8 protein-coding genes are annotated in these 11,485 nt (G+C 68.4%); 2 read left to right on the forward strand and 6 right to left on the reverse strand.

Going from position 1 to position 11,485, the window contains the following annotated elements; genetic code table 11:
- Nucleotides 1–28 precede the first annotated feature (28 nt).
- The 4 genes from G369_RS0103825 to glgB form a co-directional block, all read right to left on the reverse strand.
- Nucleotides 29–811 (reverse strand): mechanosensitive ion channel family protein, encoded by a 783-nt coding sequence (locus tag G369_RS0103825; RefSeq protein ID WP_019652652.1) that lies wholly within the window; start codon nucleotides 809–811, stop codon nucleotides 29–31.
- A gap of 77 nt (nucleotides 812–888) precedes the next feature.
- A complete protein-coding gene (gene treS / locus G369_RS0103830; protein ID WP_019652653.1) occupies nucleotides 889–4,191 on the reverse strand; it encodes a maltose alpha-D-glucosyltransferase in 3,303 nt (1,100 codons plus the stop codon).
- 12 nt (nucleotides 4,192–4,203) lie between these two features.
- The gene (locus G369_RS0103835; RefSeq protein WP_019652654.1) at nucleotides 4,204–6,270 is read right to left on the reverse strand and encodes an alpha-1,4-glucan--maltose-1-phosphate maltosyltransferase; all 2,067 of its coding nucleotides are present in this window, start codon (nucleotides 6,268–6,270) and stop codon (nucleotides 4,204–4,206) included.
- Nucleotides 6,267–8,159: a 1,4-alpha-glucan branching protein GlgB gene (gene glgB, locus G369_RS0103840; RefSeq protein ID WP_019652655.1), complete on the reverse strand. Its 1,893-nt coding sequence runs from the start codon at nucleotides 8,157–8,159 to the stop codon at nucleotides 6,267–6,269. The genes G369_RS0103835 and glgB overlap by 4 nt, the downstream gene beginning before the upstream one ends.
- Nucleotides 8,160–8,411: 252 nt before the next feature.
- On the opposite strand from glgB, the gene G369_RS0103845 reads away from it, so the two are divergent.
- Together G369_RS0103845 and G369_RS0103850 are read left to right on the forward strand one after the other, a co-directional pair.
- Entirely contained in the window at nucleotides 8,412–9,596 is a 1,185-nt protein-coding gene (locus tag G369_RS0103845) for a glycoside hydrolase 100 family protein (protein ID WP_019652656.1), read from the forward strand.
- 147 nt (nucleotides 9,597–9,743) lie between these two features.
- Nucleotides 9,744–10,082 carry a PRC-barrel domain-containing protein gene (locus G369_RS0103850; RefSeq protein ID WP_019652657.1) on the forward strand — a complete coding sequence of 113 codons (339 nt, stop codon included), beginning with the start codon at nucleotides 9,744–9,746 and terminating at the stop codon, nucleotides 10,080–10,082.
- Between the two features lie 24 nt (nucleotides 10,083–10,106).
- On the opposite strand, the gene G369_RS0103855 is transcribed toward G369_RS0103850, so the two are convergent.
- Both G369_RS0103855 and G369_RS0103860 read right to left on the reverse strand, forming a co-directional pair.
- The gene (locus G369_RS0103855; protein WP_019652658.1) at nucleotides 10,107–11,111 is read right to left on the reverse strand and encodes a lysylphosphatidylglycerol synthase domain-containing protein; all 1,005 of its coding nucleotides are present in this window, start codon (nucleotides 11,109–11,111) and stop codon (nucleotides 10,107–10,109) included.
- 1 nt (nucleotide 11,112) lies between these two features.
- Nucleotides 11,113–11,313, reverse strand: coding sequence for a hypothetical protein (locus G369_RS0103860; RefSeq protein ID WP_019652659.1), 201 nt, complete (start codon nucleotides 11,311–11,313; stop codon nucleotides 11,113–11,115).
- Between the last annotated feature and the right edge of the window lie 172 nt (nucleotides 11,314–11,485).

The following is an 11,485-nucleotide window of genomic DNA, read 5'->3' on the forward strand; positions in this document are numbered from 1 at the left end:
GAAGGGATTGGAGAGCGAGGTGCCGCGTTCAGCGCGGCGGGCGGTCGTTGTCTTGCCGGCCGTAGGGACCGACGCCGGTGACGGAAGTTGGAGGCGCGGGCTTCGGCGGTGCGGCAGGCATCGGCGGCTGGACCCTGACATCCCGGGCCTCCTTCGGCCACCAGCGTTCGATGCAGGACTTGGCCCAGTCCTTCCCGGCCAGCCCGAAGGCCAGTGCCAGCGCGAAGACGGCGCCCGCGAGGATCACCAGGAAGCTCTCGCGCACGATGTCGCCGCCCACCTTCACCTGGTCGAGCGCGATCAGGATCACGAAGGCCATCACCGCGTACTGCGCGGCCTTGGCGAAGAGTGCCGCGTCCTGCATCTTCACGCCGCGGAAATAGCTGGCCACCGCGTCACCCACGAAGCGCGCGAAATACGAACCGAAGGCCAGCACCAGCAGCGCCACGAACACGTTCGGCACGAACCAGACGATGCGCCCCAGCAGGTCGGCGATGTAGCTCAGCCCCATGCCGTTGAATGCGATGAGCAGCGACGCCAGGATCACCAGCCAGTACGCGAGCACGCCGAACAGGCTGCTCGTGTCGCCCGCCAGGCCGCCCTGGCGCAGGAAGTTGTCGAGACCCGCGCGTTCGGTCAGCACGTTGAAGTTGATGGCGCGCAGGGCCTTGGTCACCGCGAAGCGCGCCGCCTTGGCCACGAGCCAGCCGACGAGCACGACCACCAGCGCGACCAGCAGCCGGGGAATGAATGCGCCGATCTGATAGAGGATGGCGCGCAACGGCTCCAGGTGAATGCCGAAGTTTTCCATGGTGGTTCTTCCCTTGTTTCGCTAGGTTGGCTTGGGGTTCGCGGCAGTTGCCGACAGCGGTGGGGTCGGGGGCGGCATCAGCCGCGCCCCGGCCGCACCAGCGCGAGCACGCCGTGCAGCGGGACCTGGGCCCAGTCGAGGCGGTTGCCGAGTTCGTAGCGAAGCTCGTAGAGCGCCTTCTCCAGTTCGAAGAGAGCAAGAAGCTCGCCATCGAGCGCCCGGCCGTAGCCGGCCAGGAACGCATCGCGCGTGGCCTGCTCCCAGGCGATCGCGGGTCCGGCAAGGCGCTCGGCCTCCTGCGTGCTCTGTGCCACGCGGCGCAGTGCGGACCAGCGCGCGTAGTTGAAGGAGCGCAGCATGCCCGCCACGTCGCGCAGCGGCGAACCCTTCATGCGGCGCTCGTCGAAGCTGCGCGCCGGCTCGCCCTCGAAGTCGATGATGACGAAGTCGTTGTCCTTCACGAGCACCTGGCCGAGGTGGTAGTCGCCGTGGTAGCGGCTCATGACGCCGCCGCCTTCGGCCGGCTGCTTCGCCTCGATGCTCGCGCGCAGCGCCTCGCCGGCGTCCAGCAGCATGCGCGCATCGGTCTGGGCGGCGGGCGGCAGCTGCTCGAAGCGCTCGCGCAGCATTTCGAGCGTGGCTGTGGCGTCGGTGGCCGCGCGCGCCTTGAAACCGGCGACATGGGTCGCGGAGAGCGGCTCGGGGTCGAAGGCCGCGGCGCCGGTGCGCGAGGCCAGCGCCTCGTGCAGCTCGGCCGTTCGCCGGCCCAGCTTGGCCATCAGCGCGAGGAAGCCGCCGTGCACCGCGGCCACCTCCGGCGCATCGCTGTCCGACGTGGCCACGTCGCGCAGGAAGCGCTCCAGGTAGCCCAGCGTGTAGTCCCAGCCGTCGCCCTGGTTCGCCACGTAGCGCTGCACCATCGCGAGCGTCATCGTGCGGCCGTCGGCCGTCATGTATTCGAGCGCGCCGAGCACCGGCACGCAATGCGGATAGCGCGCCACCTCGGTGAGGAAGCGGCCCATCTCCAGCTCGGGGTTGATGCCCTCGCGCACGTGGCGGTAGCCCTTGAGGAAGAGCGTCTCGCCCAGCGTCACCACCGTGTTGCTGCTCACGCCGCTGGGCCGGCCGACGGGAAGCGCGTCGATGTCGGCCGCGGTTTCCGCGAAGGCGGCCGTGGGCCTGAAGACCAGCTTGCCGTTCGCGGTCGCGAGCTCGGCGCCGCTGCCGATGGTGCGCACCAGTTCACGGCAGAAGGCCTCGTCGTAGAAGGCGTCGCCCATCAGCCCGACCTGCGCCTGCTGCCGCACCTTGGCGAGCGCGGCCTGAGCAACGCCGGCCATGCGCTCCTCGTCGCGCTCTTCCCAGGCGAGCGCCAGCGGCATGAAGTAGGTGGCGCCGCCGGGCGGGCCGTCGAGCTCGAGCAGCGGCAGCAGCCAGCTCAGGCCGTTCGCCTCCCACACCGCATGGTCGGCCAGCCGCGCGCGCTGGATCGTCGTGCCCTTGGAGGCGTACCAGCGCTGGATCTCGATGTGGCGCGGCAAGGTTTCGAGCTCGAACTGGTTGCGCATGCGCTCCGACATGCCGATGCGCCAGGGCATCACGCGGTCGCGGAAGAAGCTGGTCCAGCCGTCGAACAGCACCAGGGTGGGCCATTCCTGCAGCGCCACGCCTTCCTGGTGCCAGCTCGGGGCGTCGGCCTCGGCCGTGAGCTTGAACCAGTAGAAGCCGTACGAAGCCAGCGTGAGCAGGTACGGCAGCTCGCCGATGGGCGGGAACGGCGCGCGCCCGAGCATCTCGATGGGCACGAAGCCCTTGAACTCCGACAGGTCCAGCTCCACCGGCTGCGCGGCACGCGAGAGATTGAACACCGACAGGATCACGTCGCCGTCGTACTCGCTCAGGTAGGCCAGGATCTTGCGGTTGCCCGGCTTGAGGAAGCGCCGCTTGCCGCGGCCGAAGGCGTGGCTGGTCTTGCGCACGGCCAGCATGCGCTTGGTCCAGTTCAGCAGCGAGCTGCTGTCGCGCGCCTGCGTCTCCACGTTGAGCGCCTCGTAGCCGTACAGCGGGTCCATGATCGGCTGCAGGTACAGGCGCTGCGGGTCGGCGCGCGAGAAGCCGGCGTTGCGGTCGGGGTTCCATTGCATCGGCGTGCGCACGCCGTTGCGGTCGCCCACGAACACGTTGTCGCCCATGCCGATCTCGTCGCCGTAGTAGATGATGGGCGAGCCCGGCATCGACAGCAGCATGCCGTTCATGAGCTTGACGCGGTCGAGGTCGTTCTCCATCAGCGGCGCCAGGCGCCGGCGGATGCCCAGGTTGATGCGCGCGCGCATGTCGGCCGCGTACATGGTGTACATGTAGTCGCGCTCCTTGCTGGTCACCATCTCCAGCGTGAGCTCGTCGTGGTTGCGCAGGAAGATGGCCCACTGGCAGCCCTCGGGAATGTCGGGCGTCTGGGCCATGATCTCGACGATCGGGTGGCGGTCTTCCTGCGCGATGGCCATGTACATGCGCGGCATCAGCGGGAAGTGGTAGGCCATGTGGCACTCGTCGCCGTCGCCGAAGTACTCCCGCACGTCCTCGGGCCACATGTTGGCCTCGGCCAGCAGGAAGCGGTTCTTGTACTGAGCGTCGATGGCCGCGCGCAGCCGCTTGATCACCGCGTGCGTCTCGGGCAGGTTCTCGTTGCTGGTGCCGTCGCGCTCCACCAGGTACGGAATGGCGTCGAGCCGGAAGCCGTCCACGCCCATGTCGAGCCAGAAACGCATCGTCTTGAAGATGGCCTCCAGCACCGCGGGGTTGTCGAAGTTCAGGTCGGGCTGGTGGCTGAAGAAGCGGTGCCAGTAGTACTGCTTGGCGACCGGGTCCCAGGTCCAGTTGGAGGTCTCGGTGTCGGTGAAGATGATCCGCGTGCCCTGGTAGATCTGGTCGGTGTCGCTCCACACGTAGAAGTTGCGCTCGGGCGATCCGGGCGGCGCGAGCCGCGCGGCCTTGAACCACGGGTGCTCGCTGGAGGTGTGGTTGATGACCAGCTCCGTGATCACCCGCAGGCCGCGCTTGTGGGCTTCGGCCAGCATCTCGCGGAAGTCGTCGAGCGTGCCGTACTGCGGGTGCACGTCCTCGTACTCGGAGATGTCGTAGCCGTCGTCGCGCAGCGGCGAGGGATAGAAGGGCATCAGCCAGATGGTGTTGACGCCCAGCTCCTTCACGTAGTCGAGCTTGGCTGTGACGCCCTTGAAGTCGCCCATGCCGTCGTTGTTGGAGTCGAAGAAGGCCTTGACGTTGAGCTGGTAGATCACCGCATCGCGGTACCACAGCGGATCGTCGCTGTTGTCGATCTCGACGGTCTCGAGCGCGATGTGGGAGACGGGTGCATTCATGGGCGGGCGACCTCAGAGGAAGTAGTCGAAGTCGCGCTCGTCGCCATGGCGCCTGCGGACCACGAAGATGTGGGCGGGCACGCTGCGCGGATCCAGCCGCACGTAGTGCCAGTCGCCCTGCCAGAGAAAGCGCTGCCCGCTGAGCAGGTCATGCATCTGGAAGGCGCGCGAAGGCGGGTTCACGCCCACGCTGGCGGGCTCCAGGCCCACCCAGCCTTCCTGCACGTTGTGGGGATCGAGGTTGACCACCGTCACCACCACGTTGGCGCCGTCGACCGAGCTCTTCGCATAGGCCATGAGCTGCGGGTTGTCGATGTGCAGGAAGCGCAGCGTGCGGTCCGACTGCAGGGCCGGGTTCTCGCGGCGGATGCGGTTCACCCGCGCGATGAAGGGCGCCAGGCTCGCCGGGTCGTCGTGGTTCCAGTGGCGCAGCTGGTACTTCTCGGAATCGAGGTACTCCTCGCTGCCCGGGCTGCGCGGCAGGTGCTCGCGCAGCTCGTAGGCCGGCCCGTAGATGCCGTAGTTGGCCGCGAGCGTGGCGGCCAGCACCAGCCTCGACATGAACACGGCAGTCTCCCCGCTCTGCAGCTGCTCGTGCAGGATGTCGGGCGTGTTGGGCCACACGTTGGGCCGGAAGTAGTCGATGCCCGGCTCGGTCGAGAGCTCGGTGAAGTACTCCTGCAGTTCCTCCTTCGTGTTGCGCCAGGTGAAGTAGGTGTACGACTGCGAGAAACCCAGCTTCGCGAGCCGGTGCATCACCTTCGGCCGCGTGAACGCCTCCGCCAGGAAGATCGCGTCGGGGTGCTTGCGCTTGACCTCGCCGATCACCCACTCCCAGAACGGGAAGGCCTTGGTGTGCGGGTTGTCCACGCGGAAGATGCGAACGCCCTGCCCTATCCAGTGGTCGATCACGCTCTTGAGCTCGGCCCACAGCGCGCGCCACCCCTCGCACTCGAAGTTGAAGGGGTAGATGTCCTGGTACTTCTTCGGCGGGTTCTCGGCGTACTGCACGGTGCCGTCGGGGCGCCAGCGGAACCAGTCGGGATGCGCCTTCACGTAGGGGTGGTCGGGCGCGCACTGGAAGGCGATGTCCATCGCGATCTCCAGGCCGTGCTCCGCCGCGCGCGCGAGCAGGCGGCGGAAGTCTTCCTCAGTGCCCAGCTCCGGCAGGATCGACTTGTGCCCGCCCTCCTCCGCACCGATGGCCCACGGGCTGCCCACGTCGCCGGGGCCGGCCTCCAGAGAGTTGTTGGGCCCCTTGCGCTGGATGCGGCCGATGGGGTGGATCGGCGGGAAGTACAGCACGTCGAAACCCATCTCGGCGATGGCCGGCAGCCGCGCCTCGACGTCCTTGAAGGTGCCGTGCACGCCGGGCTGGGTGCCGGCCGATCGCGGGAAGAGCTCGTACCAGGTGCTGAAGCGGGCGCGCTCGCGATCCGCCACCAGCGGAAGCTCCACCGTGTGGCGCACCGCATGGCGGCGATCGGGGTGGCGCCGCGCGAGCACGGCGTATTCGTCGTCGAGCGCCAGTGCCTTCAGGGCGGCGACGTCCGTGCCCGGGTTGGCGGCCGTGGCGTCCAGCTCGGTGGCCCAGCGCTGGAGCGTGACGCGGTCGTCGCCCTCGGCGCGAGCGCCCGCCGCGGCGATCTCCAGCGCGCCGACCTGGGCGGCGACGCGAACGTCGGCCAGGTCCACGCGGCGGCTCATCTCATGGCGCCATGACTCGAAAGGATCAACCCAGGCCACCACCGTGTACACGTAGCGGCCCGCCGAGGGCGGCGAGAAGCCGGCCTCCCACACGTCGTTGCCCAGCGGCTTCATCGGCACCTCGCGGAACTCCGACTGCTCCTGGGCGCGCCAGCACAGCTGCACGCGCAGCACGTCGTGGCCGTCGGTGAAGCAATGGGCGCGCACCGTCACGCGCTCGCCGGCCACGCATTTGACGGCGAAGCGGCCGTTGTCGATGCTGGGTAGCACCGCGTCGACGACGGCGCGGGCATCGCCCTGCCATGCCCCGAGGTCGCTTTCCGCGCCGGCGCTCGCGGCTGCGGCGGGCCTGGTCGAGAAAATGTTCTTCATGAAGGCTGGTGCTCCAGGATCAGCGTGGACAGCGGCGGCAAGGTGAGGCACACCGATTGCCTGCGTCCGTGGGAACCCACGGGCGCCGCCTCGACGCCCCCGAAATTGCCCCAGCCCGAGCCGCCGAACTCGGTCGCGTCGGTGTTGATCACCTCGCGCCAGCGGCCGCCCAGCGGCACGCCCAGCATGTAGTTGGTGCGCGGCACCGGGGTCATGTTGCTCACGGTCAGCAGCGGCGGGCTGCCGTCGTCGGCCTTGCGCAGGAAGGCGAAGACGCTCAGGTCGGCTTCGTCGGCCGCAACCCACTCGAAGCCTGCAGGAGAGAAGTCGAGCCGGTACAGCGCGGGCGATGCGCGATAGACGCGGTTGAGCTGCGTCACCAGCCGCTGCAGCCCCGCGTGGCCTTCGAGGCCGCTCACCCACCATTCGAGCTCGCCGTCGTGCGTCCATTCGCGGCGCTGGCCGAACTCGCTGCCCATGAACAGCAGCTTCTTGCCCGGGTGCGACCACATGAAGCCGTACAGCGCCCGCAGGTTGGCGAACTGCTGCCAGCTGTCGCCGGGCATCTTGCCCAGCAGCGAACGCTTGCCGTGCACCACCTCGTCGTGCGAGAACGGCAGCACGAAGTTCTCGTGGAAGGCATAGACCAGCGAGAAGGTCAGCTTGTGGTGGTGGTACTTGCGGTATACCGGCTCTTCCTTCATGTAGGCGAGCGTGTCGTGCATCCAGCCCATGTTCCACTTCTCGCCGAAGCCCAGGCCGTCCATCTCGGTGGGGCGCGAGACGCGCGGCCAGGCGGTGGATTCCTCGGCCACGGTGAGCGTGTCGGGGTGTTCGCGGTAGACGGCGCGGTTGAGCGTCTGCAGGAACTCGATGGCCTCCAGGTTCTCGCGCCCGCCATGGCGGTTGGGCACCCAGCCGCCGGGGCCGCGTGCGTAGTCGAGGTAGAGCATCGAGGCCACCGCGTCCACCCGCAGGCCGTCGATGTGGTACAGGTCGAGCCAGAAAAGGCCGGACGACACGAGGAAGCTGCGCACCTCGGGCCGGCCGTAGTTGAAGATGCTCGAGTTCCACTCGGGGTGGAAGCCCTGGCGAGGATCGGCGTGCTCGTACAGGTGCGTGCCGTCGAAGTACGCGAGGCCGTGCTCGTCGGTCGGGAAGTGCGAGGGCACCCAGTCGAGCAGCACGCCGATGCCCTGCTGGTGCAGGTGGTCGACCAGGTACATGAAGTCCTGCGGCGAACCGAAGCGCGACGTCGGCGCGAAGTAGCCGGTGGTCTGGTAGCCCCAGGAGCCGTAGAACGGGTGCTCGGTCACGGGCATCAGCTCCACGTGCGTGAAGCCCATCTCGATCGCGTAGGCGGCGAGCTGGTGCGCGATCTCGCGGTAGCCCAGGAAGCGGCCGTCCTCGCGGCGCCAGGAGCCCAGGTGCACCTCGTAGACCGACATCGGCGCATCGAGCGCGTTGCGACGGCCGCGATCGGCCATCCATTCGCCATCGCCCCACTGGTACGAAAGCTCGCAGATGCGCGAGGCGGTGGCTGGCGGCAGCTCTGCGGCGAAGGCCACCGGGTCGGCCTTGTCGACCGTGTAGCCGGCGTGGCGCGAGCGGACGCGGTACTTGTAGGTCTGGCCGACCGCGGCATTCGCGACATGGCCGCTCCAGATGCCGGTCCCGCCGGGGTCGGGCTGCAGCGGATCGGCGTCGCCCGACCAGTAGTTCCAGTCGCCGACCACCGAGACCGACTCCGCGTTGGGCGCCCACACCGCGAAATCGGCGCCGCCGCCTGCAGCGGGATGGCAGCCGAGCAGGTCGTAGAGGCGGGAATGTGTGCCCTCCCTGAAAAGGTAGGCGTCTCGCTCGCTCTGAATCGGTTGGTTGGAGGGCACCTGCGTTCCTTGGTTGATGACCGGCAGAACGGCGCATCGGGCCCAACCCCGCCTGCTTGCCCGCTCTCGCCTGACCTCATCGAATTTGCGAGCGCGCGCCTGTCCGTGGTTACGGTCTGCGCCCATTCGCCTTGTCGGAGAGCTGCCCGTATGTCCGGCACGTGCACCGGAAGCGGGCGCACATCACATGGCTTTACATCCGCCGTGGCCCACGGTTGTTAAAAAGGAGGGCCTCAAGCCAACATGGAATCCATGACCGACCTCGACGCTTCCGCACGCGCACTGATCGAAGACTGCTCAAAAGCCTCGCTCGAACTTCTGGAACGCAATCTCACTTCTCACGGCATCCTGGCGGCCGCGCGGACGGAGGCCGCCGAGGCACGGCGCTACACGCGCATCTTCGGGCGCGACGCCGCGATATGCGTGATGGCCATGTGCGGCAGCGGCGTGCCCGCACTGGAGCAAGGCGCGGTGGCCAGCCTCGAGGCACTGGTGGCGCAGCAGGCGGCCAACGGGCAGATCCCGAAGTACGTCGATCCGGAAGGCCGCGACGCGGATTTCTGGTATCTCGGCTGCATCGACGCCACGCTGTGGTGGCTGATCGCGGTGGACCACGTGCGCCGCCATGGGCAGGTCGGCCCTTCGCGTTGGCAGGAGGAAGCGGGCCGCGCCATAGGCTGGCTGCTGGCTCAGGAGCATCAGCACTTCCGCCTGCTGCAGCAGAACGAGGCCAGCGACTGGGCCGACATCATGCCGCGCTCGGGCTACGTGCTCTATACGAATGCGCTGTGGTACAAGGTCAAGCGCCGCTTCGCGCTCGACCACGCTGAGGCGACGCACTACCACTTCAATCACCTGTTCAATCCCTTCCAGCGCGATCTTCCCGAATACCACCGCGCGCGGCTGCTGCAGCACTACGCGCGCCGCGGCCGGCGCGACCCGGGGCTGTACCTGAGCTTCGTAAACCTGGCCGTGGTGGGCGACGAAGGCGATGTGTTCGGCAACGTGCTCGCCATTCAGGGCGGGCTTGCCGACACGGACATGGCGCGCCGCATCGTCGACACCATCGACCGGGCACATGCGAGCGACCCCTATCCGGTGCGCGTGGTGCTGCACCCGCTGCCGCGCCATCACGCGCTGTGGCGGGCCTACATGAGCCGCCACAGGCAGAACATCGTGCACCAGTACCACAACGGCGGCATCTGGCCCTTCGTCGGAGGCTTCTGGGTGATGGCGCTCGCCAGGCTCGGCGAGCAGGCCAAGGCCTGGAGCGAACTCGCGCGGCTGGCGCAGTCCAATGCGCTGGACGACTGGCGCTTCACCGAGTGGTTCCACGGCCGCACGCTCGCGCCCATGGGCATGGCCGGCCAGAGCTGGAACGCGGCGACCTTCCTGCTCGCGCTGCGGGCGCTCCAAGGCGGCGAGGCCGCGTGGTAGCCGCCGGCCAGCCGCGAACGACGCATATTCCTACAGCCCGACCCGCGCATCGCCGATGAAAGGCGCCGCGCATCCGCGAGAGACCCGCGTCCTGGGCTTTGAAGCGAGCGTCGGCGTTCCCCAGATGCGCCGGCAAGGAGAACAGCCATGGCCATCACGGCAAACGTCATCTCGTCGGACCGTGTCGAAGGAACGTCCGTCTACAACTCCGCCGGCGACAAGCTCGGCACCATCGATGACCTCATGATCGACAAGCTGTCGGGGCAGGTGCGCTACGCCGTGCTGGAGTTCGGCGGCTTCCTCGGCATGGGCAAGGACCGCTACCCTATTCCCTGGAACATGCTGAAGTACGACACCGCGCAGGAAGGCTACGTGGTTCCGCTGCAGAAGGAGACGCTGGAAGGCGCCCCGAAGTACGCCGACACCAGCATCCCCGACTACGACGAGAGCTACACGGCCAGCATCAACAGGTACTACGGGCTCTGAGCCCGCAGGCGCCAGCCCCGTCGTTCACCCCGCCGGCGCCTCGGCCGGCGGCATTGCCCCGTCGGCCTGCGCCGGCAGGCTGCGTTCCAGCAGCAGATAGAGCGCCAGCCCGCCCGCCAGCGGCACCAGGTAATACAGCGCCCGGTATGCCAGCACCGCCCCCATCAGTGCGCCCTGCCTCACCGTGCCCGACAGCAGGGCGAGATACACGGCTTCGAGCACACCCAGCCCGGCCGGGATCGGCGTGATCACGCCGACGATGGAGGCTGCCATCAGCACCGCCAGCGTCGTGGCATAGGGCACCTTCTGGCCCAGCAGCAGGTACATGGCGGCGCCCATCAGCGCCCAGTTGGCGCTCGACAGCACCAACTGCATCGCGGCGATGCGCCCGCCAGGCAGACGCACGTGCCGACCCCTGTTCACCCATTCGCGCCTGCGCGAGACGGCGCAGGCCACCACGTAGCCGATGGCCAGCAGGATCATCGCCACGCCGAGCGCGCGCAAGGCGCCGTCACCGATGTGCGCCTGCCGCGGCGGATGGATGGCACCCGCTGCGAAGAGCCCGCCGGCCAGCAGCCCGTAGCCAAGCCAGTTGGTCGCCAGGCTCAGCCCCACGATCTGCGCGACGGTGGCTTCGTCGAGACCCGCGCGTGCATAGAGCCGCGCGCGCATCCCGATGCCGCCGACCAGCGAGCCGAGGTTGAGGTTGAACGCATAGCTGGTGACGGCGATGGCCCAGGTACGCGGCGCCGACAGCTTGTGCCGCAGGTGCCGCCTGCCGATCAGGTCGAAGCAGCCGTAGAGCGCGTGGCTCGCGGTGGCGAGCCCGAGCACGGCCAGCAGCAGCCAGGGCGAATACTTCTGCAGCGCATGCCAGGCGCCGGCCCAGTCGATCTTGTGGATGTGCGACAGCAACAGGCCCAGGACGACGACACCCAGCGCGGGAAGGGCCCACCGCCGCCAGCGTTGCCACCGCGTGGTGGCCGCGGCTGCGCCGGGGGCTGCCGGGGAGCTCAGGACGGCGGCCATCTCAGTCGGGATCGCGCTTGCCGCCGTGCGTCGCGGCTTTCTCGGGCGTCTTGTGCTCGGCTTCGCCCTTCTCGTGCAGCTTCTTGTTGGTCACGCCCTTCATGAGCTCTTCGCCCTCGACGTCGCGGCCGTCGATGGGGACGGACTCTTCCTGCGTCACTTCCGGCTCCTCGCGCGGCGTCTGCTTGGGGTTCTGCGTCATGCTGATGGCTCCTCGGGCTGTGTGTGATCGATCTGCGGATGAGCCGAGTCTTGGCCGCGCGCGGCCTGCACGCCGCCATCCGCAGGCGACGACAGGTGCAGGACATTTGCCATAGGCCTCCACCTTGGCCTCTACCTTGCGAACGGCGGTGTCGGCATAGGCCGACATGGCT

It is taken from the genome of Variovorax atrisoli 110B (genome assembly GCF_000382045.1).
Classification (GTDB): domain Bacteria; phylum Pseudomonadota; class Gammaproteobacteria; order Burkholderiales; family Burkholderiaceae_C; genus Variovorax; species Variovorax atrisoli.